Source organism: Frigoribacterium sp. PvP121 (assembly GCF_017833115.1).
GTDB classification, from domain to species: domain Bacteria; phylum Actinomycetota; class Actinomycetes; order Actinomycetales; family Microbacteriaceae; genus Frigoribacterium; species Frigoribacterium endophyticum.
The window spans coordinates 3,269,254-3,294,864 of record NZ_JAFIBR010000001.1 but is presented as its reverse complement, the minus strand read 5'-3'; the positions used below and the strand labels follow the sequence as shown (position 1 = coordinate 3,294,864).

The following is a 25,611-nucleotide window of genomic DNA, read 5'->3' as shown; positions in this document are numbered from 1 at the left end:
TCGACGAGCTCGAGCGTCGGCTGAAGCTCGACGACGAGACCGAGAAGCAGGTCGTGGGCGAGCAGCTGGTCGAGATCGCCGCGCTGCGGCTCCGCCAGATGTTCGCCGCCGCGACGGCCGAGACCGGCCGCACGAGCGAGACCGCGTCGCCGCGGGAGCCCGCCGCGTGAGCCACGTCACGACTCACGTGCTCGACGCGGCGCTCGGCCGTCCGGCCGCCGGCGTTGCCGTCGACCTCTCCGACGAGGCGGGCACGCTGCTCGGCCAGGGCGTCACCGACGCCGACGGTCGGGTCGCCGACCTCGGGCCGGAGGCGCTGGTCGCGGGGGTCTACCGGCTCACGTTCCACACCGCAGCGTACTTCGAGGCCTCGGGCCGCGACTCCTTCTGGCCGCGCGTCGTGCTGGACTTCCAGCTCGCCGACGCGTCGGCCCACCACCACGTGCCGCTGCTGCTCAGCCCGTTCGCCTTCACGACGTACCGCGGCAGCTGACCCGCCGGCGTGCGCGGCCGGGGGCCGGGCGCCCCCGGCGGTGACGGCCCGTCGCACGGCGCTCAGTAGTCGGTGCGGTGGTCGTGGGCGAGCCAGGCCTCGAACGGCGCCGCGGCGTCGTCGGGCCGCGCGGCGACGACCGGGAGATCCCAGGTGGCGCGGTCGCGGCCGAACAGCTCGTAGAACTCGAGGTCGTCGAAGCCGCCCCGGGCCGCGTCGTGGCGGTCGGCGGCGTAGACGACGCGGTCGACCCTCGCCCAGAGCGACGCCGACAGGCAGAGCGGGCACGGCTCGCACGACGTGTAGAGGGTCGCCCCGGCGAGCGAGAAGTCGCCGACGACCTGGCACGCGGCCCGGATGGCCGTGACCTCGGCGTGCGCGGTCGGGTCGAGGTTCGCCGTGACGCGGTTCTGGCCCTCGGCCACGAGCTCGCCGTCGCGCACGATCAGGGCGCCGAACGGCCCCCCGCCGGCGGCGACGTTCTCGACCGCGAGCTCGATGGTGCGGGCCAGCCAGCGGGCGTCGTCGGCCTCGGTGGCGGTCGCACGGGTGACGGGTGTGGTGCTCTCTGCGCTCACGGCGCCTCCTGCTCGGTCGGGTGTCGTCGGGTGTCGCCGGGGTCGGCGTCGGGCGGTGCGGGCCGGGCGGCCTCGGCGGCGGGGCTCAGGCGAGCCCGGCCGACGCCCGCCAGGCGTCGCCCGCGGGGGCGGCGTCGTCGCGCGTGAGGGTGGCCTCGATCAGACCGTAGGGCCGATCGGCGGCCCAGAACACCTCGTTGTCGTTCGACAGGCCGAAGCGGTCGAGGTCGTAGGCGAAGTGGTGCTTGTTCGGGGCCTTGAGGCGGATCTCGGCGATCTCGGGGTGGGCCTCGAGCACCGCCTTGCCCATGTGCCAGAGCGTCTGCTGCAGCGCCAGCGACTGGAGGGTGGCGAACTCGCGCACCATCAGCGTCTTGACCGAGGCGTACAGGGAGTCCCAGTCGCGGTCCGGGTCGGCCGCCGCCGCGCCGGAGAGCCGCCACTTGGCGTCGAGCGCCGTCGCCATCACGCGGTCGTGGGTCTCGGGCAGGGTCGTGAACTCGTCGGTGAGGAACCCGGCGAACTCCGACCCGGTCGACTTGAGCAGCACGAGCTCCTTGAGGCCGGCCACGACGTGCTCGTCGTCGGCGTCGACCGTGACGGCGGCCGTGCGGACCTCCTGCCCCGTGCGCAGCCAGGTGTGGTCGTGCTCGGCGCCGTCGACGACGGCGCGGGCCCACGCGAACTCCTCGATCTCGACCCGGGCGCCCACCACGGGGCCGACGTCGGCGACGAAGTGCCGCGCCAGGTCGAGGCCGAAGCCCTCGACCGACTGCACGCCGTGCGACTTGGCGAACGCGAAGGCGGTGTTCTTCTGCGTGTCGGTCGGCAGCACCGCCGACTGGTCGCCGGCGAGGTGGGCGGCCTCGAACGGACCGCGGAGCGCGGTCGTCACGTTGAGGTCGCGGATCTCGTGCCGGGGGGAGTCGCGCACGATGCGCACCAGGCGGGACTCCGCCTTGCCGTACTGGTTGTCGCCGAGGATGATCGCCATGGCCGTGATCCTCACACGCTCGTGTGAACGCCGTGTTTCACGATGGGCCGTTTGTGAACGGATTGTTTCAGGACGGCCCTCGGGAGGGACGGCTGGTCGCCTAGGGTCGGGAGTCACCCGGGGCCGCCACGGGCCCCGCGCGACCAGAGAGGCCGTCGCCGTGCACCCCGCCCCCGTTCCTCCTCCCGCCGCCGCGTCCGCCGCCGGGCCCGACTCACACGCCGCGCCCGCCGCCCCGCCCCGCCCCGCCTGGCCCCTGCAGCCGGGGGAGGGCCCCGTCGCCGCCGGCCACTACCTCCCCGCGACCCCTGAGACGACGCTCTGGGGCCGCCTGCCCTGCGCCGCCGACACGGCGGTGCTGACGGTCGAGCCGGGCACGCGCGTCACGATCGACACGGTCAGCCACGAGGGCGTGCTCGACGACCAGGGCCGCGACCCGGTGCGCTTCTTCGCCGCCCACGGCGTGGCCGCCGACGACGTGCTGCGCGACGCGGTGGCGATCGCCGCCTCCGACGCCCACGGCCGCGACCCGCTCGTCGACGGGCCGCACCTCGTCACCGGCCCGGTCGCGGTGCGCGGGGCGCAGCCCGGCGACGTGCTCAGCGTGACGCTCGTCGAGGCCCTGCCGCGCGTGCCGTACGGCGTCGTCTCGAACCGGCACGGGCGCGGGGCCCTCGCCGGCGAGTACCCGCTTCAGGAGGGCCCGGTCAGCGTCTTCGCGGCGGTGGACGTCGAGCCCGACGGCTCGCTCGTCGGCACGCTGCCGGTGGTGCCCGGGGGCGAGCACGTCGTGCGCTTCCCGCTGCGGCCCTTCCTCGGCATCATGGGCGTCGCCGCCGCGGGCGCCGAGCGCCCGCACTCGGTGCCGCCGGGGGCCTTCGGCGGCAACGTCGACATCGCGCTGCTCACGGCGGGCACGACGCTGCACCTGCCCGTGCAGGTGCCCGACGCGCTCGTCTACGTCGGCGACCCGCACTTCGCCCAGGGCGACGGCGAGGTCGCGCTGACCGCGATGGAGGCGTCGCTGCGCGTCACCGTCCAGCTCGACCTCGTGCGGCGCGACGACGCGCTGGCGATGTTCGGCGAGCTCGCCGGGCCGCTCGGCGAGACCGTCGACGACCTCGTGCCGACCGGCCTCGACGCCGACCTCGACGAGGCGGTGCGCGCCTGCGTCCGCGCGGCGATCGCCCTGCTGCGGGCGCGCTGGGGCATGGACGAGTCGCTGGCCTACGCCTACCTCTCGGCCGCGACCGACTTCGACATCTCGCAGGTGGTCGACCTCGTCAAGGGCGTGCACGCCCGGGTGCGCAAGGCGGACTTCGCCGGGGTGCCGCTGGTGGGCGGCGACCGAGCCGTGACGCGGCTGGACCGCGAGGAGGCGGCCCGTGCCTGACGAGACCGCTCCCGCCCCGCAGCCGGTCACCTCGCCGCCGGTCACCTCGCCGCCGGTCGCCCCGCTGCCGGTCACCACCCTCGAGGGCGGCGAGCTGCCCGACGGCCTGCTCGACGCCGTCGCGGCCTACGAGGACGCCCTGCGCCGTGACGACGCCGCGGCCCTGGCCGACGCGTTCGAGCCGGGCCCGGGCAGCGTGCGCGTCGACGCGCAGGGCGTGCTCGTCGGGCACGACGCCATCACGGCGTTCCGGGCCCGGCGGGGCGGCGCCCCGGCCCGCCGCGTCGAGGAGTGCCACGTGCGCGTGCTCGACCCCGGCTCGGCCGTCGTGGTCACCGTCACCGCGCCGGCCGGCGGCGGCCGCGGCGTCGTCACCCAGCTGTGGAGGCGCGGGGCCGGGCAGCCGTGGCGGATCGCGACCGCGCACGTGCAGGCCCCGCGCCCCGCGGTGGACACGCGGGTGTGGCGGGTGGTGGGCGGGCCCCTGGTGCCGGCCCGCGCCTCCTCGGGGCCGCTGGCGGGGCGGACCGTCGCCGTCAAGGACCTCTTCGCCGTGGCGGGGCACGCGGTCGGCGCGGGCGTGCCCGCCTGGCTCGCCGAGCAGCCGGTCGAGACGGCGTCGGCCCCGGCCGTCGAGCTGCTGCTCGCCGCCGGGGCGAGCGTCGCCGGCCTGGCGCAGACCGACGAGTTCGCGTACAGCGTCGCCGGCCGCAACGGGTCGTGGGGCACCCCGCCCAACGGGGCCGTGCCGGGTGCGCTGCCGGGCGGCTCGTCGAGCGGCCCCGCCTCGGCGGTCGCGCTGGGGCAGGCCGACGTCGGGCTCGGCACGGACACCGGAGGCTCGGTGCGGGTCCCCGCCTCGTACCAGGGGCTGTGGGGGCTGCGGACGACGCACGGCACCGTGCCGCGGGAGGGCCTGCTGCCGCTGGCGCCGACCTTCGACACGGTGGGCTGGCTGACGCGCGACGCGGCGACGCTGCGGGCGGCGGCGGAGGCGTCGCTCGGGTCGGCTCCCGCCGTGCCGGCGGGGCGCGGGCCGTCGGATCTGTCGGGGGCGTCCGTCGTCGTCGACCCCCGCGTGCTGGACGGGGTCGAGCCCGACGTCGCGGCCGCCGTCGGCGTGGCCGTCGACCGGCTGGTCGAGGCGGGGCGTCTGCCCCGGCCCGACGCGGTCGCGGTCGGCGACCTCGGCGCGCTCCTCGAGCTGTTCCGGGTCGTGCAGGCCGCCGAGGCCTGGCGCAGCCACGGCCGCTGGATCGAGGCGCACCCCGGCGTCCTCTCCCCGGACGTCGCGTCGCGGTTCGCCGCCGGGGCGGGCGTCGACGCCGAGCAGGAGCAGGAGGCGCGGGTCGGCCTGGCCGAGGCCCGTCGCGCCCTCGACGCGGTGCTCGGCGACGCCGTGCTCCTGCTGCCCTCGGCCTCGTCGGCGGCGCCCCGGCTCGACGCCTCGCCGGAGGAGGTCGACCGGGTGCGCGGGGCGACCCTCCGCCTCACCTCCCTCGCGGGCGTCACGGGGCGCCCGGCCGTCTCGGCCCCGCTGCTGCGCGTCGCGGGCGGGCCCGTGGGGCTCTGCCTGGTGGGGCCGCGCGGCTCGGACCTCGCGCTCGTCGACCTGGCGGCGTCGCTCGTCGGCTGAGGCGCGGGCGGCGTCGGCGGCTGCGGCGGCGGCGTCGGGGCGATCGAGGTGACCCGTCCGGGGCCCTCGACGCCGCGTGTGGCCCAGTTCGAGTCACCTCGGGGCGCGACGGCGCGCGCGCCGTCAGGCGGGGCGGTCGACGTCGGCGCCGTCCCACAGGTCGGAGGCGTCGACGCGCTCGGCACCGTGGGCGTGCAGCCAGCTCCGCGCGCCGGAGTCGCCGTGCAGCGTGGCCGCCAGCGGGGTCCAGTGGTCGCGACCGATCACCACGGGGTGGCCCGGGCGCCCTCCGAACACCGCCTGCCGCAGGGCGCTCGACGAACGCGCGCCCTCGCCGTCGAGCAGCCGCGCGACCGCGGCCGGCGGCAGCCCCGGGAGGTCGACCAGTGAGACCAGCGCGCACCGCGCCTCCTCGACCGCTGCTCCTGCCCCGGCCGCCGTCCCGACGTCGGGCAGGTCGGCCAGCGCCCGGGCGACCTGCGGCCCGGCCGCCGCCGCGAGCCCCGCGCGGAGCGACGCGGCGAGCCCTTCGGCCCAGTCGCCGGCGACGGCCACGAGGAGGCGCGGGTCGGCCGGCACGAGACCGCGCGCCTCGCCCGCCCGCGCGCCGAGCACCACGACCACCACGTCGCAGCCCCCGTCGAGCAGCGCCGCGCACCCCCGCTCGAGCCAGGGCGTGCCGTCGGGGTCGCGCACGAGGGCCTTCGGGCGGCCCGCGCGCGTCCCGGCCCCGGCGGCCAGGAGCACGCCGACGACCCGGCCGCCGGGGGCGCTGCCCGCCGGCACGCCGGAGGGCGACGAGGGGGCACGGGTCGGCTCGATCACGCCCCGATCCTCGCAGCCTCGCAGCCTCGCCGCCGCGCCCGACCGCACGGCAACACCCCTGAAACACGGGTTGCGTACGATGGCGGCATGAAACGAGCCTTCCAGCCGATCGATCCGCCCGCTCGCCTGCTGATGGGCCCCGGCCCGATCACCGCCGACCCGCGCGTGCTGCGGGCGATGTCGGCGCAGCTGGTCGGCCAGTACGACCCGTGGATGACCGCGACCATGGACGAGACGCAGGCCCTCTACCGCGAGGTGTTCCAGACCGGGAACGAGCAGACCGTGCTCGTCGACGGCACCTCGCGGGCCGGCATCGAGGCGGCCCTCGTCTCGCTGATCGAGCCGGGCGACCGGGTGCTCGTGCCCGTGTTCGGTCGCTTCGGCCACCTGCTCGTCGAGATCGCCGGGCGGTGCGGCGCCGAGGTGCACACGATCGAGGTGCCCTGGGGCCAGGTCTTCACCGCCGAGGCGATCGAGCGCGCGATCGTCGAGACGCGCCCCGCGCTGCTCGCCGTGGTGCACGGCGACACCTCGACGACCGTCGCCCAGCCGCTCGAGGGGCTGGGCGAAATCTGCGCCCGGCACGGCGTCCTCTTCTACACCGACGTCACGGCCTCGATCGCGGGCAACGCCTTCGACGCCGACGCCCTCGGGCTCGACGCCGTCACCGCCGGGCTGCAGAAGTGCCTCGGCGGCCCCTCCGGCTCGGCGCCGGCCACCTTCTCCGACCGGGCCGTCGAGCGCATCCGGGCCCGCGCCTCCGTCGAGGCCGGCATCCGCAGCGCGGGCGACCCGACCAGCGAGCGCCGCATCGCCTCGAACTACTTCGACCTCGCGATGATCTTCGACTACTGGGGCCCGCAGCGGCTCAACCACCACACCGAGGCCACGACGATGCTCTACGGCGCCCGCGAGTGCGCCCGGCTCGTCGTCGAGGAGGGGCTCGACGCCGCCGTCGAGCGGCACCGCCTGCACGGCGCGGCGATGCTCGCCGGGGTGCGCGGGCTCGGCCTCGGGGTCTTCGGCGACGTCGAGCACAAGATGAACAACGTCGTCGCGGTCGAGATCCCCGACGGGGTCGACGGCGACGCGGTGCGCGGGCAGCTGCTCGCCGACTTCGGCCTCGAGATCGGCACGAGCTTCGGGCCGCTGCACGGGAAGGTCTGGCGCATCGGCACGATGGGCTACAACGCCCGCCGCGACACCGTGCTGACGACGCTCTCGGCCCTCGAGTCGGTGCTGCGCCGCACGGGCGCCCGGGTCGCGACGGGCGGCGGGGTCGACGCCGCCTACGACGTGTACGCCGACGCCGACCGGGCCACGGCCACGGCCGCGGCCGCCGCGACCGCCGGAGGCGCGGAGCAGGCGGGAGGCGCGGCGTGAGCCCCGCAGGCACGCCCCGCTCCGACGCGCAGGCGATCCTCGACCGGTGCGACGAGCTCGCCCGGGAGAGCAGCCTGGCCCACGGCATCACGCGCGTCTACCTCAGCCCGGAGCACGCCCGGGTCAACGCGATCGCCGCCGGCTGGATGGAGGCCGCGGGCATGACGACCTGGCAGGACGCCGCGGGCAACCAGCGCGGCCGGTACGAGGCCGGCACGCCGGGCGCACCCGCCGTGCTGCTCGGCTCGCACCTCGACACCGTGCCCGACGCCGGGCGCTACGACGGCGTCCTCGGCGTGCTGCTCGCGATCGCCGTCGTCGAGCGCCTGCACCGCGCCGGCACCCGCCTGCCGGTCGCGGTCGAGGTCGCGGCGTTCGGCGACGAGGAGGGCACGCGCTTCGGCACGGCCCTGCTCGGCTCCCGGGCGCTCGCCGGCACCTGGGACGACGCGTGGTGGCAGCTCGTCGACGACCAGGGCACCACGCTGCGCGACGCGTTCACCGCCTTCGGGCTCGACCCCGCGGCCGTGGCCGACGCCGCGCCTCCCCGGGGGTCGCTCGTCGGCTACCTCGAGGCGCACATCGAGCAGGGCCCCTACCTCGAGGAGGCCGACCGGGCCCTCGCCGTCGTCTCGTCGATCGCCGGGGCACGGCGCTTCGAGCTCACCGTCACGGGCGTCGCCGGGCACGCCGGGGGAGTCCCCTTCCACCGTCGGCACGACGCGCTCGCCGGGGCCAGCGAGATCGTGCTCGCGGTCGAGCGCCTCGCCCGCGACGCGGGCTGCGTGGCGACGGTGGGCCGGCTGCAGGCCTTCCCGGGCGGGGTCAACGTCATCCCCGGCCTGGTCGAGGCCAGCGTCGACCTGCGGGGCGAGCACGACGACGAGCGCGACGCCGTGTGGGAGGCGGTGCTCGCCGAGGCCGCGGAGGTCGCCGAGCGCCGCGGCCTCACCGTCGAGGCGCGCGAGACGCACAACGCGCCCGCCGTGGTCGCCTCGCCCGCCCTCCGCGAGGTCGTGCGCGAGGGCATCGCGGCGACGGGCGACTCCGACCCGATGACCCTGTTCTCGAAGGCCGGCCACGACGCGATGGCCGTCGCGGAGCTCACCGACTGGGCGATGCTCTTCGTCCGCTGCGGGGCCGGCGGCATCAGCCACCACCCCGACGAGATCGTCGACCTCGCCGACGTGGCGGTCGCGCTCGACGCGTTCGAGGCCGCGGTGCGGGCCCTCGCGGCCCGGACGGCGGAGGCGGCGTGAGCGCGAGCGGCGACGTCACGGAGGCCCCCGCCGAGGGCGGCATCCGCGACCGGATCGACTCCGGCTACGGCGCCCTCTCCCCGCAGGAGCAGCGCGCCGCCGACTTCATCCTCGACCACCTCGACGACCTGGCGGTCGTCACCGCGACCGAGATCGCCGAGCAGAGCGGGGTGTCGAAGGCGACGGTGTCGCGCCTGTTCCGCCGGCTCGGGTTCACCGACGCCCAGGAGGTGCGCGAGCAGGCCCGCGCCGCCCGCGGCCGGGGCGTCCCCGTCGGGCCGACCACCGCCTCCGGCGACCTCGCCCCCCACGCGGCCTCCGAGCAGCGCAACCTGCAGCGGATGCTCGACGGCCTCGCCGACGGCCGCCTCGCCGACGCCGCCCGCCTGGTGGCCGACGCCCAGCGCGTCGTGGTCGTCGGGTTCCGCAACAGCTACCCGGTCGCGATGCACCTGCGACAGCAGCTCGTGCAGGTGCGCGACGACGTGCGCCTCGCCCCGCAGCCCGGCCAGTCGGTCGGGGAGGAGCTCGTGGGGCTGAGCCCGCGCGACGTCGTCGTGCTCGTCGGGTTCCGGCGACGGCCGGCCGGGTTCTCGGGCGTCGTCCGCTCGCTCGCGGAGCGCGGGGTGCCCGTCGTGCTCGTCGGCGACGCGTCGGCCCGCGCCGCGGAGGTCACCGTGCGCCTCGAGTGCCCGGTCGACAGCCCGTCGCCGTTCGACAGCTACGCCGCGGCGATGAGCCTCGTGGCGCTCTTCGCGGCGGCTGTGCTCGCCGAGCACCCGCGCACCGGCCGCACCCGCGTCGGCGACGTCACCGGGCTCTACGCCGACCTGGCCGAGCTGGAGCAGCGGCCCGGCACGGAGGGCGCGGGCGCCTGAGCCCCGCCGGGGCGTCCTCGCCGGTGCGGCGGGTCGCCGTCCTCGGGGGCGGGTCGCCGCCGACCCGCCCACGAGGACACGGACCCGCCGGCTCGGCGACCGGGCCCGCCCCCGGGGGCACGGACCCGCCGACTCGCCGCTGAGGCGAGGCGGCTCGGTCGAGACAGCTCGGGCGGGGCGCCTCAGGCGGTGCGGGTCAGCGCCGCGAGCACCTCGGCCATGACCTCGCCGGGGCCGACCTCGCCGGTGGCGGGGGCGTCGAACGCGGAGCCGAGGGCGACGTCGATGAGCAGCCGGGCGAGGGTGTCGCTCGACAGCCCGGTCACCTGTCGCGCCTGGCCCTGCAGCACGACGTCGACGAGACCGCGCAGCGTGTCGAGCACCGCTCGGCGTCGGTCGACGAAGGCCGCCATCACGGCCTCGTCGGCGAGGGCCTGAGCGCGGAACTCGCTCATCAGGGTGAAGTCGTCGGCCGTGACCTGCGCGTAGGGCGCGAAGGCGTCGCGCACGGCGGCGGGGAGGTCGGAGAGCGGCGTGCCCGGCAGCATCATGTGCTCGAGGGCGCCGAGGGCCCCCTCGGTCTCCTGTGTCAGGAGGGTGATGACGAGGTCCGACTTCGACTCGAAGTTGGAGTAGACCGCCCCCTTGCTGAAGCCCGCGGCCTTCGCGACGTCGTCGAGGGTGGTCGCGTGGACGCCGCGCTGCGAGAAGAGGGTCGAGGCCGCCTGGAGCAGCCGTTCGCGCACCTCGGCGCGGGGCGGTCGTGAGGTCCGCTCTCGTTCCGTGGTCGCCATGACCGCCACCCTAGCGGGCTCCGGCGCCCCGTCGGGCACGCGCCGGGCTGACCCCCGGAAGGGGGGTCACCGGGGTGCATACCGGAGAGTATCGGGGGCGCTACCATCGAGGTACCTGACGCACCCGAGACGCCAGGCCTGGTGCACCCGGAGCACCAGAGAGCGACGCGAGCGCGCGGCGCGGCACACCCCGACCTGCCCGAACAGGTCGCCCGCCGCGCGCTCGGGTCAGCGCCCGCGGGCACGCCCCGCCTCAGGGCCGGGTCAGCAACCGGGCCGGAGGCGCGGCGTCGGTCACGAGCACGCCCCCCACCCATGTCGCGGCGACGAGCCCGACGAGCTCCTGGCGGTCGAAGGCCGACACCGGGTTGCGGTGCGCGAGGGCCGTCACGTCGACGGTGAAGGGCTCCTCCGGCGCGAAGGCGACCAGGTCGGCCGCCGCGCCCACCGCGATGCGGCCCTTGGCCGGAGCCGCCCCGGAACCGCCGCCGAGCCCGACGAGGTCGGCCGTGCCGCTGCTCATCCAGGCGAGCACGCGCTCGAGCGGCACGCCGCGCGCCCGCGCCCCCGACCACACGGCCCGGAAGCTCAGCTCGAGCCCGGCGATGCCGCCCCAGGCGAGGCCGAAGTCGCCGTCGCCCGCGAACTTCAGCTCGGGCGTCGACGGCGAGTGGTCGGACGCGACCACGTCGATCGTGCCGTCGACGAGCGCGGCCCAGAGCAGCTCGCGGTTCGCCTCGTCACGGATGGGCGGGCAGCACTTGAACTCCGTGGCGCCGTCGGCGATCGAGCCGGCGTCGAAGGTGAGGTAGTGCGGGCAGGTCTCGACCGTGAGCCGGAGGCCCTCGGCCTTGGCCGCGCGGATGGTGTCGAGGGCGCGCGCCGACGAGAGGTGCAGCACGTGCGCCCGGCCGCCGGTCTCGCGCAGGGCCTCGACGACGTGCTCGATCGCGGTGGTCTCGACCACCTCGGGGCGGGAGCGCACGAAGTCGTCGTACACCGCGCCTCCGGCGGGCCCCTCCGGCAGACCGGCCGCAGCGGCGTCGAGCTCGCCCGGGTCCTCCGCGTGGACGATCAGCAGGCCGTCGAAGGCGGCGAGCTCGCGGGCCGCGGCGTGCAGCTGCTCGGTCGTGAGGTGCGGGAACTCGTCGACGCCCGAGGGCGACAGGAAGGCCTTGAAACCGAAGACGCCGGCGTCGTGCAGGGCCCGCAGGTCGCCCGTGCCCAGGTTGCCCGGCACGGCGCCGCCCCAGAAGCCGACGTCGACGACCGACTGCGGCGCCGCGGCCGCGCGCTTGAGCTGGAGGGCGGCGACGGTCGTGGTCGGCGGCACGCTGTTCAGCGGCATGTCGACGATCGTCGTGACGCCGCCGGCGGCCGCGGCCCGGGTGGCGGAGGCGAAGCCCTCCCACTCGGTGCGGCCCGGCTCGTTGACGTGCACGTGGCTGTCGACGACCCCGGGCATCAGCACCTGGTCGGCCGGCAGGGTGACGTCGGGGCCGCCGGGGCGCTCGGCGACGGCGTCGAGCGACCCGATCGCGACGACCACCCCGTCGCGGACGTGCACCGACGCGGCCCGCCAGGCGCCGTCGACGAGCACGCGCTCGGCCCGCACGACGAGGTCCCCGGCGAGGTCGCCGGCCACCGCGTCAGCCACGGGGCGCCCCCTCGGCCTCGGCGGCGACCGCCTCGGCCGCCTTCACGCGCTCGCGCATGAGGTGCCCGGTCAGCGCGACGAGCAGGGTCAGGCCCCCGGCCGCGCCCATGCCGACGCCGATGTGCACCTGCAGAAGCAGAGCCCCCACGCCCGCGCCGACGAGGATCATCAGCACCGCGAGCACGCGCCGCGGGAAGTTCTTCCCGTCGCCGCCGGCGAGCTTCGACTCCGACGCGAGCCCGACGATGGTCGAGGTGACGACGACGGTGGTCACGTCGGCCACCGCGATCCTGCGGGCGGCCGCGGCCTGGAGCCCCATGGCCGCGCCGAGCAGGCCGGTGATCGTGTAGGCCCACGGCGAGCCCTCCTCGGGCAGCACCCAGAAGCACGAGAGGCCGAGCACGAAGAGCACGCCGCCGGTGACCGAGAAGGCGACCGTGCTGCGGCCCGACCAGCCCTTCCGGCCGCCGCGCAGCAGCCGCCCGCCGCCCGCGGCGCCGACGAGGAACGCTACGAGGGCGACCACGGGGCCGACGATCGGCAGCCCGTCGGCCTGGGCGATCGCCATGCCGAGGATGACCACGTTGCCGGTCATGTTCGCCGTGAAGACGCGGTCGAGGCCGAGGTAGCCGACGGCGTCGATGATGCCGGTGGTGAAGGTCAGCGCGAGCATCATCACGAGGTGCATGCGGGCCTGGTCACGGCGGAGGCGCGTGACCGGGTTCCGGCTGGCGCGCTCGGGGGCGGAGGGGGCGGCGGTGTCGGTCACGGCGGTCCTTTCGTGGGGCGGTACGAGTCTGGCAGCCCGGCGGCGGGGCCCGGGCGAGCCCGGCTCAGCAGCGCGAGCCCGGCTCAGCACCGCGGGGCGGGCCGGCTCACCCGGCGCGGTGGGAGTGGGCCCAGCCGCCGGGGCCGAGCGCCCACTCCTCGCGCCGGCTCGCGGTGTCGGGCGCGCTCGACCAGGCGGTCACGCGGGTGGGGCGCACGACGAATCCGGCCCAGGTCGGGGGCGGCTCGAGACCGGTGCCTCCCGCGGTCGCGACCCGCGCCTCCCTCTCGGCCTCGGCCGCCGCCCAGCGGGCGCGTCGCTCGTCGAGCGGCAGGGCGGCGAAGTCGTGGGTGTTGAGCCAGGCGAGCTGCTGCAGGTACGGCGAGCGAGCGGCGTACGCCGCGGCGACGGCCAGGGGGTCGGCGGGCTCGGCTCGGCCCCGCACCACGAGCTGGTGCGTGAAGCCGGGCCAGAGCACCGTGACGACGACCAGCGGGTTCGCCCGGATCTGGGCGACCTTGCGGCTGGCCGCGTCGGTGTGGAACGACAGCCCGTCCCGGGCCACCGACGAGAGCAGCACGGTGCGGGCGTCGGGGCCCCCGTCGGCGTCGACCGTCGACAGGGTCACCTGCGGGCGGTCGGGGTCGTCGTCGGGCGGCAGCCACGCCTCGAGCACGGCCCAGGCCTCGTCGGGCAGCGTCACGCGGTGGCCCCGCCCGGCGGCCGGTGCCGGAAGCGCGCGATCTCGGCGAGCTGGGCCACCCCGTTCCGCACCGCCGTGGCGTGCAGCTCGGCGCCCCAGGCGGCGTTCGCCCCGCTGGCGTCGCCGACCACGCCGTCGGGCCCGAAGTCGTCGCTCGTCCAGCCGAAGTGCACCGGCCCGCCGTTGAAGCGCACGAACTCGGTGTCGAGCAGGTGGTCGGGGATCCACCGCCGGGCCTGGCCCATGTCGACGAGGTCTGGCCGGAGGTGCAGGATCATCGACGTCTCGCTGTGCCCGCCGTGCACGCCGAAGCCGTGCTCGTCGGGGCCGTTGACGCCGTCGCCCGCCACCATGCCGGTGCCCATCAGGAAGGTGCGGAGGCCGAAGCGCCGCCGCAGCTCGCGGAGGGCCACCTGCAGCAGCGCGATGTTGCCGCCGTGGCCGTTGTAGAAGACGAGCGTCCGGGCGGGCGTCGCCGCGACCGAGCGGCCGATGTCGACCACGGTCTGCAACAGGGTCTCGGCCGTGAGCCAGACCGTGCCCGGGGCCCAGTGGTGCTCGTCCGACTTCGTGTAGGCGAGCGGGGGCAGCAGCCAGACGTCCTGCCCGCCGGCCGCCGCCTCCTCGACGACCGCCCGGCTGATCAGGTCGGCCATCAGCCAGTCGGTGGCGAGCGGCAGGTGCGGGCCGTGGTGCTCGATCGCGCCGGTGGGCAGCACCACGATGCTGTCCTCCCCGAGCGCGGCCGACAGGGCCGGCCCGCTCAGCTCGACGAGGTCCCGCGAGCGCGAGCGGACGCGAGGGCGGGGCCGCAGGTCGCTCACGAGACCTTCGCCCCGGTGTCGACGCCGACCGCTCCCGGCGCCGCGTGGCCGCCCTTGACGCCCGGGTCGGGCCCGCCGACCGTCGCCGGGTCGACGAGCTTGCCGGGGTTGAGCAGCCCCTCGGGGTCGGTCGTCGCGGCCAGGGCGCGGGTGCGCTCGGGCTCGAAGTCCACGTACCACTGGTGCGGGTTGTGGTAGCCGACGCCCAGCGCGCGGAGCTTCGCGAAGCCCGCGTACACGTCGGCCGCCGAGCGGTAGACGCCCGCGAGCATGCCGATCGGCCGGCCGTGCTGCGACTCGATGTGCAGCATGCCGCCCTCGTAGACCGCGTGCACCTCGTCGATGCGGTCGACGAGCGCGTCGCCCGAGACCTCGACGTGGAAGTACGTGTCGGGGTACGCCTTCTGCAGCCACTCGATCGGGTGGTTGTACGACATCATGCTGATCTTCATGGCGGTCTGCGGGCCCTCCCGCACGTCCTCGACGCGGCCCCCCGCCTCCTCGACCATCCGGGTGGCCTCCTCGACGGTGGCGACGTCGAGGATGGCCCGCAGGCTGACGCGCCCGGCGGGGATCCCCGGGTCGTCGGGCAGCGCGTCGGCCAGGGTCGGCAGGTCGGCGCTGACGAGGCGGGGCGTCGGCTCGAGGGCGGCGAACGGCCGGATCAGCGACAGGGCCTGCTCGAAGCGGTCGAAGCTCGCGAAGAACCCGCGCCAGTCCTGCAGGGGCTCGAGCGCGACGGTCGCCCGGGCGATGACGCCGGCCGTGCCGTAGTTGTGGACGTACGGCTGCGCGTCGTCGCCCGCCACGTGCACGAGCCGGGCGTCGGGCACGGCGTGAACGACGTCGAGCGCCGTGACGAAGCCGGAGCTGTTCGAGCCGTGCTTGATCGACCCGGTGCCGCCCGAGCCCCCGGCGAGGAACCCGCCGATGGTCGACTGCGCGGTCGACGGGTACATCAGGATCTGCTGCCCGGTCTTCGCGGCGGCCTGCTCGAGGGCGACCATCGTCGCGCCGGCCTCGGCGGTGATCCAGCCGACCCCCACCTCGACGACGGCGCGCGCCCGGGTCAGGTCGAGCACGAGGCCGCCGGCCATCGGGATCGCCTGGCCGTAGTTGCCGGTGCCCTTGCCGCGGGGCGTGACGGGCACGCCGTGCCGCACGGCGGCCGCGACCACCGCCGCGACCTGCTCGGCGTCGGCGGGGTACGCGACGAGGTCGGCGAGGCCGAGGGGCAGCTGCTCGCTGATCACCGGCGAGAGGCGCGAGCCGTCGAGGCTCGCCCTCTCGCGGGCGGCGAGCTCGACCGAGACCCCGCGGTCGCCGAGCAGCTCGCGCAGCTCGGCCTCGAGGGCGGCGGTGGCGGAGGCGGAGGCGGAGGCGGTGGCGGTGGTGCCGGTGGCTGCGGCGGCGGTGCTGGTCAGGGCGTCGGCCACGGCTCAGAACCCCAGGCTGATCGAGTCGTCGAGGAACTCGTTCGTGTAGAGGTCGCTCGGGGCGAGGCCCTCCTTCAGCGTCGAGCCCTGCGCCTCGAAGATCTCGGTGTCGAGGTCGATGATCTTCTGCATGCGCTCCTCGTCCATGTCGCCGACGTAGCCGTTGTCGCCGTCGGTCGCGATGCCGAGCGCCTTCATCTGCTTCACCGCGTACGCCGCGACGTCGGCGTCGTAGACCCAGCCGGTGTCGTACTGCTCGACCAGGTCGACGATCTTCTCGTTCGTGGCCTCGGGCGAGGCGAAGTAGTCGACGTCGGCCTGCTGCAGCACCGGCACGAGCTTCTCCAGGCACGGGCTGAGCTCCTCGAGGTCGCCCGTCTTGACGGCCATGGCCTCGGGGTAGATCGGGTAGCCGGTGTCGTTGATCAGCTGGTACTCGAGCGGCTTGCCCCAGGCCGACACCTGGTTCTCGTAGACGAACGGCTCGGCCGTGGCGAAGCCCTGCTGGGCGTCCTTCCCCTGCGACACGACGAACTTCGACGGGGTGCCGTCGTAGCTGCCGTCGGTGACGCCCTCGGGCAGGATGTCGTTGCCGATCAGGTAGTCCATGTACGCGGCGCCCGAGAAGTAGCGCACGACGCCGTCGTCCTTCGCCAGCTCCTCCCCGAGTTCCTCGATCGTCGTCACGTCGGGGTAGGTCTCCGGGTCCCACATGATCATCTGCGGCGAGATGTCGTTCTCGGCGAAGACCGCCGTGGTCGGCAGGTCGGCCGAGTTCTGCACGGCGACGTCGGTGGTGACGTAGCCCAGGGTGATGTCGTCGTCCTGGTACATCTGCGAGGTGACGGTGTTGAAGCCGATCGCCGGGCCGCCGGCCCGGATCTCCACCTTCACGCCGGTCGGCTGGCCGCCGGCCATGAGGTCGCTCGTCACTGTCTTCTGGTCGGCGTCGACGGTGTAGTCGTCGCTCAGCAGCTGGTACGCGTGGCCGTGCTCGGCCTCCGGGTTCCAGTCGGTCTGGATCACGACGGTCGCGGGGCAGACGTCCGAGAGGTCGACGCCCGAGCCGCTGGCGGCGGCCTGGGGCGCGGCGTCGTCGGAGGGGCCGGCGGAGCAGGCCGAGAGGGCGGCGGCCGTCACGACGACGAGCCCGAGGGCCGTGAGGGTGCGGGAGGTGCGGGGCATGGGGTTCTCCTGTCAGGGGGTGGAGCAGGGGAGCGGGCAGAGCGGTGCTGTGCTGTGCTGTGAAGGGGAGGTGCGGAGGGGAGAGGGAGGGAAGACAGAGGGGGAGGCAGGGGGAGCGCCGGAGGCGCGGGTCGACCGGGCGAGCCGCCGCGGCCGTGTCGGTGGCCGGCTAGTTCGCCGTGAACCACTTGCCCGTCGCGACCCGGCCGAGCCAGCCGAACGCGACGAAGACCACGACGCCGAGGACGCTCGCGACGACGATCGCGGCGAACATCTCGGCGCCGTTGAGGCGCTGGTTCATCACCGAGATCAGGACGCCGAGGCCACCGTCGCCGCGCTGGAAGAACTGGTCGGCGACGATCGCGCCGATGACCGAGAGCCCGGCCGAGTTGCGGAGGCCGATGAAGATCGACGGCAGCGCGGCTGGGAAGCGGAGCTTCGTCAGCAGCGTCAGGCGCGAGGCGCCCTGCAGCTGGAAGAGCTCGCGCTGGCCCTTGTCGACCGACTGCAGCCCGAACAGGGTGTTCGACACCATCGGGAAGAGGGCGAACATGACCGTGACGATGATGCGCGACGGCATCTCGTAGCCGAAGAGCGACCCGATCAGCGGCACGAGCGCGAGGATCGGGATGCACTGCAGCACCACCGCGTACGGGAAGAGCGCGCTCTCGATCCAGCGCGCCTGCACCATGAGCACCGCCCAGGCGACCCCGATGACGATGGCGATCGCCAGGCCGATCACCGCGATCAGCGTCGTGTTGCCGAGCGCCTCGAGCAGGTCGGGGCGGAAGTCCGCGTCGAGGAGGACCGCGTTCAGCACGAGGTGCGGGTACGGCACCAGGAAGGGCAGCCCGCGCACCTGGTCGTAGTACAGCGCGATCAGGTACCCGACCCCGATCAGCGCCACGAAGACCACGATCGGCAGCACGACGTCGCGCGTCCGCGCCGCGCGGGGCGTGAGGGCCCGGCGCGGGGCGCGGGGGCCGGTCAACCGGGGCTGCGCGACGGGCGCGGTGCTCGGCTCGGCGGGGGAGACCCGGGTGTCGATCGCCATCAGCGGTGCCCTTCTCGGAGTGCGTGCGAGACCTCGCCGACCAGCTCGGCGAACTCGGGGGTGAAGCGGATGTCGGGGTCGCGCGGCATCGGGAACGGCACGTCGAACTCGCCGACGATGCCGCCGGGCCGGCCCGACATGACGATCACGCGCGTGGACAGGTAGACGGCCTCGGAGACCGAGTGCGTGATGAAGAGGCCGGCGAACGACTTCTCGACGAAGAGCCGCAGCAGCTCGTCGTTGAGGCGCTCGCGGGTGATCTCGTCGAGCGCGCCGAACGGCTCGTCGAAGAGGAAGAGCTCGGGGTCGAGGGTCAGCGACCGGGCGAGCGAGGCGCGCATCTTCATGCCGCCCGAGAGCTCCTTCGGCAGCGACGTCTCGAAGCCCGACAGGCCGACGAGGTCGATGGCCTCGGCGGCGGCGCGGCGACGGTCGGCCTTCGAGGCCCCGTTCAGCTCGGCGAGCAGCTCGACGTTGTCGCGGACGTTCCGCCACGGCAGCAGGGTCGCGTCCTGGAAGACGTAGCCGATGCGGTCGGTGTCGACCTCGGCCCGCCCCGCCGAGGCGCTCTCCAGGCCGGAGGCGATCCGCAGCAGGGTCGACTTGCCGCAGCCCGAGGGCCCGACGACCGTGACGAACTCGCCGCGGTCGACGGTGAGGTCGACGCCCTCGAGCGCGACCGTGCCGTTCGGGAACCGCATGGCGACGTCGCGGAAGTCGAGCAGCGTGCCGACGGTCGTCGGCGCCGGGGCGCTCGGGCGGGGGGTGGCGGTGGTGGTCATGCGGGTCACCTGGTCTCCGTGAGGGTGCGGTCGGTGGGGGCGGCGCTCCGGGCGCGCTCGGCGGCGGGGGCGGCCACGTGCCGCGTGACGACGCTCTCGGCGACGACGCGGCCGGCGTGCAGCACGGTGCGGTCGGCGGGCGCCGAGGCCACGGCCTCCGCCAGCGAGGAGGCGCGGATCGCCAGCAGGTCCGCCCGCGCCCCCGCCGCGGCTCCGGCCACGGGCAGGCCCATGACCGACCGCGCCCCGTCGCTCACCGCGTGCCAGGCCTCGTCGATCGTCAGGTGGCCGGCGACGACGAGCAGCATCGCCGTCTCGAGGGCGTCGCTCCGGCCGAGGGGGTTGAAGGGGTCGCGCACGTTGTCGGCGCCGGCCGCCAGCCGCACCCCGGCGTCGAGCAGCTCGCGCACGGCGGTGAGGCCGCGGGGCGTGGCGACCGGCGACTCCCACCCCTGCAGGTAGAGGTTCGTGATCGGGTTCGCGATCACGCCGACGTCGGCACGGCGGACGGCCTCGACCACCTCGTCGCGCTGGGCGGCGGGCATGCTGCCGAGGCGCACGCAGTGGCCGGCCGAGACCGGCGTCGTCCAGTGTTCCACCCGGCGAGCGAGGGCGAGGAGGGTGTCGGGCCCGTGCAGGCTCTCGTCGGTGTGCAGGTCGACGCCGACGCCGCGGCGCTCCGCGATGTCGAGCAGGCGGTGCAGGTCGCGCTCGGGCTCGCGGGAGAGGTGCGGGGCGCCGCCGACGAGGTCGACCCCGAGGTCGAGGACGGCCTCGACGTCGCGGTCGGGGCTGTCCTGCGAGGCGAGCGCGACGATCTCGACGTCGACGAGGTCGCGCAGCTCGTCGCGCACCCGCACCAGCGCCTCCGCGCCGCGCGTCGCCTCGGCGCCGAGCAGCACGTCGACGTGGGTGCGCACGGCGGTGGTGCCCTGGGCCAGCATCGCGAGCAGCTGGCGGCGCGCCCGGTCGGCCACGTCGTCGACGGTCATCGTCGCGGCGTGCACGCGCCACGAGGCGATGGCGAGCTCGAGGTCGCCCATCGGCGGCCGGATCGCGTCCCAGGAGAGCGCCTTGTCGAGGTGGGCGTGCGGCTCGGCGGGGGCGGTGAGCAGCAGGTGGCCGGCGAGGTCGAGGGTCTCGGCCTCGGGGGCCCGTGCGGCCGTGCCCGCCGGGACCACCGCCTCCACCGTGTCGCCGGCCAGCACGACGTCGACCACCGAGCCGTCGGGCAGGACGGCCGCGGTCAGCAGCGAGATCGGGCGGGGGAGTCGGCTCACGGGTCGTCCTCGGGTCTGTCGGCCGGTGGCCCCTCGGGGGGAGGGCCGGTCGGTGCAGGGTGCAGAATGTTGATCGCATCAACATGGTTCAATCTAAGGACGGCTCGTTTCGGGCACGTGACGCGGTCGTTTCGCCGTGTTAATTGCGGGCCGGGCCGTCCGACCGCCGTGGTAGACCTCGTCTGTCCACCCGATCCAGGAGGCTCCCGTCACGTCCCTCGACGACCTCGACACCGTGGCTCCCGCCGCCGTGACCGCCGCGCCCGTCGACCGGCAGGCGCTCGCCGTGGGCTCGCGCATCCGGCGGCTGCGCCGGGCCCGGGGCCTGACCCTCGTGCAGCTCGCCGGCGAGGCCGAGCTGTCGCACCCCTTCCTCAGCCAGCTCGAGCGCGGGCTCGCCCGGCCGAGCCTGGTCTCGCTCGAGCGCATCGCGCGGGCGCTCGGCACGAGCCAGGTCGAGATCCTCGCCGCGGCCGACGACGACCGCCCCGGCGACCAGCCCGGGGTCGTGCACGTCGCCGCGGCCGAGGGCTCGACCGGGCGCTACGGGCAGGCCTCGGCGCGGCTGCTCACGCACGGCGACCGCGCCTTCCACCCGATGGAGATGACCGGCTACAACCGCGACCCCGGCGACTTCTTCGAGCACGCGGAGGACGAGTTCGTCCACGTGCTCGCCGGTCGCCTGCGCGTGGAGCTCGGCGACGAGGGCGTGCACGAGCTCGGCCCCGGCGACTCCCTCTACTACGTCGGGGGCACCGCCCACCGCTGGGCCGCCGTCGACGACGACGGCTACCGCCTGTTCGTCGTCAAGCAGAGACCGGAGACCCTGTGACCGCCCCCACCCGACTGCCCGACACCGCCCTCGACGTCGTCGTGACGGCGCGCACGCCGTCCGCCGACCGGGTCGAGCTCTTCGACTTCGCCGCGCCCGACGGCCGGCGCCTGCCGCGCTGGCAGCCCGGCGCCCACGTCGACGTCGCCCTGCCCGGCGGCGAGGTGCGGCAGTACTCGCTCTGCGGCGACCCCGACGCGCCCACCTGGCGGATCGGCGTGCTGCGCGAGACGGACGGACGAGGAGGCTCGGCCTGGCTGCACGACTCCCTGGCCGTCGGCGACGCGGTGCGGCTGGCCGGGCCCCGCAACCACTTCGAGTTCGAGCCCCGGCGCGGCACCTCGTACGTCTTCGTCGCCGGCGGCATCGGCGTCACGCCGATCTCGGCGATGGCGCGGTCGGCGGCGCGCGCGGGCGTCGAGTACGTGATCCACTACGCCGGCCGCAGCCGCGCCTCCCTCGCCCTGCTCGACGAGCTGGTCGAGCTGCACGGCGACCGGCTGCACGTGCACGCCGCCGACGAGGGCGACCGGCTCGACGTCGACGCCCTCTTCGCCGGGATGGCCGCGTTCACCACGACCTACTGCTGCGGGCCCGAGCGGCTGGTCTCGGCCGTCGAGGCGGCCGGTGCCGGGCGGCAGGTCGTCGTCGAGCGCTTCGAGCCGAAGGAGGTCGGCGAGCCGGTGCGGCAGACGTCGTTCGAGGTGGAGCTCGCCGCCTCGGGCCTGACGGTCACGGTGCCGCCCGACCGCTCGGTGCTCGACGTCGTCGAGGAGGCCGGCGTGCTGGTGCTGTCGAGCTGCCGTGAGGGCACCTGCGGCACCTGCGAGACGCCCGTGCTCGAGGGCGAGGTGGACCACCGCGACTCGATCCTCACGCCCGACGAGCAGGCCGCGGGCGACCGCATGTTCCCCTGCGTCTCCCGGGCCGCGTGCCCCCGGCTGGTGCTCGACCTGTAGCGCCCGCGCGCCCCGCGCCTCCCGCCCCGTCTCGCCCCGCACCTCCCGCGGTAGCTCGTCCCGCGCCTCCTGCAAATGCCGACCATGCACGCGGCCGGTGTGTGTCAACTCCTGCAAATGCCGACAGATCCGCCGTCAGAGGCGGTCTAGTAGAGGTTTTTCCACGTCCCAGAGACGCCTCGGTCGGCAATTGCGGGTGGGCGAGGCGGGCCGGACGGGTACCGGTCGGGTTCTGCAGGCAGGGCGGCCGGTGGGCAGCAGCCAGCAGCCAGCGGTCAGGGCCGCCGGTGGCCGGCTAGCGGCCGACGCGCTCGCGGAGGGCTGCGACCAGCTCGTGCTCGTCGGCCCCGAGGAGGCGCCCGTCACGCACCACAGGGCGGCCCGCCACCAGCACGTGGCGCGGACGCCGCCCCGGGCTCGCCCAGAGCAGCCCCGCCACCGGGTCGGCGACCCCGGCGTCCGCCACCCCCGAGACGTCCCAGAGGCAGAGGTCGGCCGCGGCGCCGGGCCGGAGGTGGCCGAGCTCGGGGCGGCCCAGCCCGGCGGCCGAGCCGGAGGTGGCCAGCCCGAGCGCGTCCCGGGCCGTCAGGGTCAGCGTCGGCGACGAGGCAGCACCCCCGGCGCCCTCCCCGTCCTCAGCGTCCTCAGCGCCCCCCGCGCCCCCCGCGCCCCCCGGCCACGGGGCCAGCGGCGCGACCTGCATCGCCAGCCGCGCGTCCGCGAGCAGGTGCCCCGCGTCGTTGCTGCCGCCGCCGCTCGTGCCGAGCCCGACGACGACCCCCGCCGCGCGCAGCGCCGCGACCGGGGCCACGCCCCAGCCCATCGGCAGGTCGCAGCCCGGGGCGTGCGTCGCCGTGACCCCGGCCGCCGCGAGCCTCGCCACCTCCGACGCGTCGACCGCGCAGAGGTGGGCGATCGTGACGTCGTCGGCCAGCCAGCCCCACTCGTCGAGCAGGTCGAGGGGGCGACGCCCCCAACGCTCGAGGGCGATCGCGACGTCGACCTGCTCGTTCGCCTGGGTGCGCCTCCTCAGCCCGTGCCGGGCCGCGACCTCGGCCAGCAGCTCGAAGGTCTCGCGCCCGTCGCTGTGCACGCCCGCCGGCCCGACGGCGAGCTGGAGCATCCCGTCGGCGCTGACGCCGCCGGGCGGCACGCGGCCCTCCGCCCCGAGCAGCCCCTGCACGATCGCCTCGGCCGACGCCGCGGCGCGCTGGGGGTCGTCGCGCGCCGAGCCCCGCACGAAGACGAGCCGCCCGCCGAGCCCCCGGGCCGTCTCCGCGATGCTCCGGACGATCGCGACGGTGTCGGCCACGGCGGCGTCCGCCGTGGCCCCGCCGAGGGCAGCCCCGCCGAGGGCAGCCCCGCCGTGGGCCGGCCCGCCGAGCGCGGGCGCCGCGGGCCAGTTGAGCTGGTGGTCCGCGACGGTCGTCACGCCCGCGAGCAGCCCCTCGGCGACCCCGACGGCCGTGGTCGCGGCGACGAGCGACGGGTCGACGCCGGCCGAGCCGTACGCGGCGGCCATCGCGGGCAGCCACTCGGCCATCGGCACGTGGCGGGTGCCGGGCAGGGTGCGGAAGCCGCTCTGCAGCAGGTGGTGGTGCGCGTTGACGAGCCCCGGCGTCACGACGCAGCCGCCCGCGTCGAGGACGTCGTGCCCGCCGCCCAGCTCGTCGACGCTCGGGGGCGCGACGACGACGCCGTCGCGCACCCAGAGGCTGTCGGTGGTCTCGGTCGCCTCGTCGACGACGACGCGCACGGCGCCGCGGACCTCGAGCAGGCGGCCCGTCGGCAGGGAGGTCGGCAGGGGAGTCGTGGCCATGCGAGATTCCTAGCAGCGCCGTGTGTCGGGCGCGTTTCCGCCCCGTGCGAACAGGGGGAGGCGCCCCCCGGGCCCGCAGCTAGGCTCGCTCCCATGAGCGACCAGAACCCCGACCGCATCCTCATGTTCGGCGCCGACTGGTGCCGCGACTGCCGCCGCTCCAAGGCGCTGCTCGACCGCGAGGGCGTCGCGTACGACTACGTCGACGTGGAGGCGGTGGAGGACGGCGCCGACCGGGCGTACGCGATCAGCGGTCGCACGCAGATCCCCGTCGTGGTCTTCCCCGACGGCAGCCACCTCGTCGAGCCCACCGACCCCGAGCTCGCCGCGAAGCTCTAGGCGCAGGCAGGAGGCGAGCGCCCCCGGCACCCGCGTCGCGGGCGGAGCTACCCGCGGCCGTCGATCCGCTGCCGCCGCGCGGCGACGACGCCCTTCACGGCCTCGTCGAGGTGCGGGTGCACGAACTCGTAGCCGCCCTCGACCAGGCGCTCCGGCAGCACCCAACGGCTCTTCAGCACGAGCTCCGTCTCCGTGCGCAGCACGGCCGTGCCGAGCTCGAGCATCCACCGCGTCGCCGGCAGGCCGACGGGCATCCCCACCGCGCGGCGGACGATGCCCATCATCGTCCGGTTGTCGGTGGGGTTCGGCGACGAGAGGTTCACGACCCCGTCGACCTCCTCGTGCCGGCGCAGCCACTCGATGCTGCCGAGCACGTCGTCGACGTGGATCCAGCTGAACTTCTGCCGCCCGCCGCCCGCGCCCTCGCGGTGGTGCGTCCCGGCCGCGAGCCGCGCGCGCGTCGCCGGCCACGGGCCGTCGAGCTGGGGCCCCCCGAGGCCGGCGCGGGCCAGGCCCATCAGCGGCACCAGCGCGCTCCCGTCGCCGAGCACGATCGCCATCCGCAGCGCGACCCGACGCGTCGCGGGCAGGTCGGGCGCGAAGAACTCGCGCTCCCACGCGGTCGCCACGTCGGCCGAGAAGCCGGTGCCGATCTGCCCGGTCGACTCGGTCATCGGGCGGTCCTCCGCGTGGCGGTAGATCGTCGCGGTCGACGAGTTGAACCAGACCGCGGGAGGCGCCGTGCAGGCGAGCACCGCCTCCGCCAGCTCCCGCGTGGTCGCGACCCGCGACCGGAGGATCTCGGCGCGGTTCTCGGGCCCGTAGCGGCAGTCGACGCTCTTGCCGGCCAGGTTCACGAGCACGTCGGCGCCCTCGAGCAGGGCCGTGATGCCCGCGGTGTCGCCCCAGCTCACGTCGGAGCCGGAGCGCCCGACGGTGCTGACCCGGGCGCCGCGCGCGCGGTAGGCGGTGGCGAGGTGCTGGCCGATGAAGCCGGAGGCCCCGGCGAGGACGACGTGCTCGGTCATGTGGTGGTTCCCCCTGGGTGGCGGTCGGCCGCCGCGGCGCGGGGCTCGATCCGGTAGTCGAAGTGTCCGGAGTACTCGTAGACCCGCCCGACGACCGGGGCGTCGAGCGTCAGCGAGACGCGCTGGCGCCCGGCCGCCGGGTCGAAGGCCTCGTGCAGCGTCACGCGCGGCGAGACCGCCCGGGGCAGCGGGAGGTGCCGGCGCCCGATGCGCAGGGCGAGCGCCCCCGACGTGAGCACGAGCCCGCCGTCGACGACGGCCACGGCGAGGTCGGCCGACCAGCGGCGTCGCGTACCCAGGTGGTCGACGAGCCCGCTCGGCCCCGCGGTGATCGCGTCGACCATGCTCCGGTGCGAGTCCGGGTCGTCCGAGAACGCGAACGTGCGCACCGCGCCCACCGCGACGCCGCCAGCAGGGTCGGCGCCGGGGGTGTTCACGACGCCGAACGGCACGTCGTGCTGCCAGACGGGGAAGAGCACGCCCTGTCGGCCGAGCACGGCGAGCACCGGCCAGAGCCAGCGCCGCGGGGTGCCGACGCGGTCGAAGACGCCGTGGCCGACGCCGACCGAGCCGGCCGGGATCGCCGCGAAGTACGGGCGGAGTCGCGGGTGCAGCCCGTCGAGCAGGTCACCGGCCACGGACTCCCACGGCGACGGGGGCGGGGTGGTCGGGGCGACGGACACGTGCCGAGCCTAGGGGCACGGCGTGGGT

The 25,611-nt window shown here is 75.8% G+C and carries 25 protein-coding genes; 9 read left to right on the top strand and 16 right to left on the bottom strand.

The features are described 5' to 3' along the window. Positions 1 to 166: 166 nt before the first annotated feature. On the top strand, positions 167 to 493 hold the full coding sequence (uraH, locus tag JOE43_RS15315) for a hydroxyisourate hydrolase (RefSeq protein WP_167260038.1): 327 nt from the start codon (positions 167 to 169) through the stop codon (positions 491 to 493). Positions 494 to 555: 62 nt separating this feature from the next. Here the strand turns inward: uraH and JOE43_RS15310 are convergent, their stop codons facing one another. Together JOE43_RS15310 and pucL are read right to left on the bottom strand one after the other, a co-directional pair. Beyond that, on the bottom strand, positions 556 to 1,071 hold the full coding sequence (locus tag JOE43_RS15310; RefSeq protein ID WP_209518901.1) for a nucleoside deaminase: 516 nt from the start codon (positions 1,069 to 1,071) through the stop codon (positions 556 to 558). Positions 1,072 to 1,156: 85 nt separating this feature from the next. Next, the gene (gene pucL / locus JOE43_RS15305) at positions 1,157 to 2,065 is read right to left on the bottom strand and encodes a factor-independent urate hydroxylase (protein ID WP_209518899.1); all 909 of its coding nucleotides are present in this window, start codon (positions 2,063 to 2,065) and stop codon (positions 1,157 to 1,159) included. Between the two features lie 256 nt (positions 2,066 to 2,321). On the opposite strand from pucL, the gene JOE43_RS15300 reads away from it, so the two are divergent. Continuing rightward, positions 2,322 to 3,458: an acetamidase/formamidase family protein gene (locus JOE43_RS15300; protein WP_056058978.1), complete on the top strand. Its 1,137-nt coding sequence runs from the start codon at positions 2,322 to 2,324 to the stop codon at positions 3,456 to 3,458. Further along, a complete protein-coding gene (locus tag JOE43_RS15295) occupies positions 3,451 to 5,094 on the top strand; it encodes an AtzH-like domain-containing protein (RefSeq protein WP_307803414.1) in 1,644 nt (547 codons plus the stop codon). The genes JOE43_RS15300 and JOE43_RS15295 overlap by 8 nt, the downstream gene beginning before the upstream one ends. 123 nt (positions 5,095 to 5,217) lie before the next feature. Here JOE43_RS15295 and JOE43_RS15290 read toward each other — a convergent pair whose 3' ends face one another. Continuing rightward, positions 5,218 to 5,919, bottom strand: coding sequence for an NTP transferase domain-containing protein (locus tag JOE43_RS15290; RefSeq protein WP_307803413.1), 702 nt, complete (start codon positions 5,917 to 5,919; stop codon positions 5,218 to 5,220). 87 nt (positions 5,920 to 6,006) lie between these two features. Here JOE43_RS15290 and JOE43_RS15285 point away from each other — a divergent pair, with 87 nt between their 5' ends. From JOE43_RS15285 to JOE43_RS15275, 3 genes are read left to right on the top strand one after another with little or no spacing between them, the layout of a single operon-like run. Next, positions 6,007 to 7,302 (top strand): alanine--glyoxylate aminotransferase family protein, encoded by a 1,296-nt coding sequence (locus JOE43_RS15285; RefSeq protein WP_245187170.1) that lies wholly within the window; start codon positions 6,007 to 6,009, stop codon positions 7,300 to 7,302. Then, positions 7,299 to 8,561 (top strand): allantoate amidohydrolase, encoded by a 1,263-nt coding sequence (locus tag JOE43_RS15280; RefSeq protein WP_209518895.1) that lies wholly within the window; start codon positions 7,299 to 7,301, stop codon positions 8,559 to 8,561. The genes JOE43_RS15285 and JOE43_RS15280 overlap by 4 nt, the downstream gene beginning before the upstream one ends. Beyond that, positions 8,558 to 9,439, top strand: coding sequence for a MurR/RpiR family transcriptional regulator (locus tag JOE43_RS15275; protein WP_307803412.1), 882 nt, complete (start codon positions 8,558 to 8,560; stop codon positions 9,437 to 9,439). Before JOE43_RS15280 ends, JOE43_RS15275 begins: the two co-directional genes overlap by 4 nt. Before the next feature lie 182 nt (positions 9,440 to 9,621). On the opposite strand, the gene JOE43_RS15270 is transcribed toward JOE43_RS15275, so the two are convergent. The 10 genes from JOE43_RS15270 to JOE43_RS15225 form a co-directional block, all read right to left on the bottom strand. After that, positions 9,622 to 10,233, bottom strand: a complete 612-nt coding sequence (locus JOE43_RS15270) for a TetR/AcrR family transcriptional regulator (protein WP_082514564.1) — start codon at positions 10,231 to 10,233, stop codon at positions 9,622 to 9,624. Positions 10,234 to 10,486: 253 nt separating this feature from the next. Then, on the bottom strand, positions 10,487 to 11,890 hold the full coding sequence (allB, locus tag JOE43_RS15265; protein WP_209518893.1) for an allantoinase AllB: 1,404 nt from the start codon (positions 11,888 to 11,890) through the stop codon (positions 10,487 to 10,489). Next, complete coding sequence (locus JOE43_RS15260) at positions 11,883 to 12,659, bottom strand: YoaK family protein (RefSeq protein WP_307803411.1); 777 nt, start codon at positions 12,657 to 12,659, stop codon at positions 11,883 to 11,885. The genes allB and JOE43_RS15260 overlap by 8 nt, the downstream gene beginning before the upstream one ends. Before the next feature lie 106 nt (positions 12,660 to 12,765). Then, positions 12,766 to 13,362, bottom strand: coding sequence for a pyridoxamine 5'-phosphate oxidase family protein (locus JOE43_RS15255; protein WP_209518892.1), 597 nt, complete (start codon positions 13,360 to 13,362; stop codon positions 12,766 to 12,768). Next, positions 13,359 to 14,186 carry a creatininase family protein gene (locus JOE43_RS15250; protein WP_307803410.1) on the bottom strand — a complete coding sequence of 276 codons (828 nt, stop codon included), beginning with the start codon at positions 14,184 to 14,186 and terminating at the stop codon, positions 13,359 to 13,361. Before JOE43_RS15250 ends, JOE43_RS15255 begins: the two co-directional genes overlap by 4 nt. Continuing rightward, the gene (locus JOE43_RS15245; RefSeq protein ID WP_307803409.1) at positions 14,183 to 15,622 is read right to left on the bottom strand and encodes an FAD-binding oxidoreductase; all 1,440 of its coding nucleotides are present in this window, start codon (positions 15,620 to 15,622) and stop codon (positions 14,183 to 14,185) included. The genes JOE43_RS15250 and JOE43_RS15245 overlap by 4 nt, the downstream gene beginning before the upstream one ends. A gap of 3 nt (positions 15,623 to 15,625) precedes the next feature. After that, positions 15,626 to 16,807 (bottom strand): ABC transporter substrate-binding protein, encoded by a 1,182-nt coding sequence (locus tag JOE43_RS15240; RefSeq protein WP_209518889.1) that lies wholly within the window; start codon positions 16,805 to 16,807, stop codon positions 15,626 to 15,628. 169 nt (positions 16,808 to 16,976) lie between these two features. Then, positions 16,977 to 17,861 carry an ABC transporter permease gene (locus JOE43_RS15235; RefSeq protein ID WP_209518887.1) on the bottom strand — a complete coding sequence of 295 codons (885 nt, stop codon included), beginning with the start codon at positions 17,859 to 17,861 and terminating at the stop codon, positions 16,977 to 16,979. Beyond that, positions 17,861 to 18,643, bottom strand: coding sequence for an ABC transporter ATP-binding protein (locus tag JOE43_RS15230; RefSeq protein WP_056058967.1), 783 nt, complete (start codon positions 18,641 to 18,643; stop codon positions 17,861 to 17,863). Before JOE43_RS15230 ends, JOE43_RS15235 begins: the two co-directional genes overlap by 1 nt. Before the next feature lie 5 nt (positions 18,644 to 18,648). Beyond that, a complete protein-coding gene (locus JOE43_RS15225; protein WP_209518884.1) occupies positions 18,649 to 19,923 on the bottom strand; it encodes an amidohydrolase family protein in 1,275 nt (424 codons plus the stop codon). 235 nt (positions 19,924 to 20,158) lie between these two features. On the opposite strand from JOE43_RS15225, the gene JOE43_RS16245 reads away from it, so the two are divergent. Beyond that, complete coding sequence (locus JOE43_RS16245) at positions 20,159 to 20,755, top strand: XRE family transcriptional regulator (protein ID WP_307803408.1); 597 nt, start codon at positions 20,159 to 20,161, stop codon at positions 20,753 to 20,755. Next, positions 20,752 to 21,714, top strand: a complete 963-nt coding sequence (locus tag JOE43_RS15215) for a PDR/VanB family oxidoreductase (protein WP_307803407.1) — start codon at positions 20,752 to 20,754, stop codon at positions 21,712 to 21,714. The genes JOE43_RS16245 and JOE43_RS15215 overlap by 4 nt, the downstream gene beginning before the upstream one ends. A gap of 295 nt (positions 21,715 to 22,009) precedes the next feature. On the opposite strand, the gene JOE43_RS15210 is transcribed toward JOE43_RS15215, so the two are convergent. Next, on the bottom strand, positions 22,010 to 23,533 hold the full coding sequence (locus JOE43_RS15210; RefSeq protein WP_209518882.1) for an amidohydrolase family protein: 1,524 nt from the start codon (positions 23,531 to 23,533) through the stop codon (positions 22,010 to 22,012). Between the two features lie 93 nt (positions 23,534 to 23,626). Between JOE43_RS15210 and JOE43_RS15205 the strand changes: the two genes are divergently transcribed. Next, positions 23,627 to 23,872 (top strand): glutaredoxin domain-containing protein, encoded by a 246-nt coding sequence (locus tag JOE43_RS15205; protein WP_167260010.1) that lies wholly within the window; start codon positions 23,627 to 23,629, stop codon positions 23,870 to 23,872. Between the two features lie 47 nt (positions 23,873 to 23,919). Here JOE43_RS15205 and JOE43_RS15200 read toward each other — a convergent pair whose 3' ends face one another. Then, the gene (locus tag JOE43_RS15200) at positions 23,920 to 24,900 is read right to left on the bottom strand and encodes an epimerase (protein WP_209518880.1); all 981 of its coding nucleotides are present in this window, start codon (positions 24,898 to 24,900) and stop codon (positions 23,920 to 23,922) included. Then, a complete protein-coding gene (locus JOE43_RS15195) occupies positions 24,897 to 25,583 on the bottom strand; it encodes a DUF4166 domain-containing protein (protein WP_209518878.1) in 687 nt (228 codons plus the stop codon). Before JOE43_RS15195 ends, JOE43_RS15200 begins: the two co-directional genes overlap by 4 nt. Between the last annotated feature and the right edge of the window lie 28 nt (positions 25,584 to 25,611).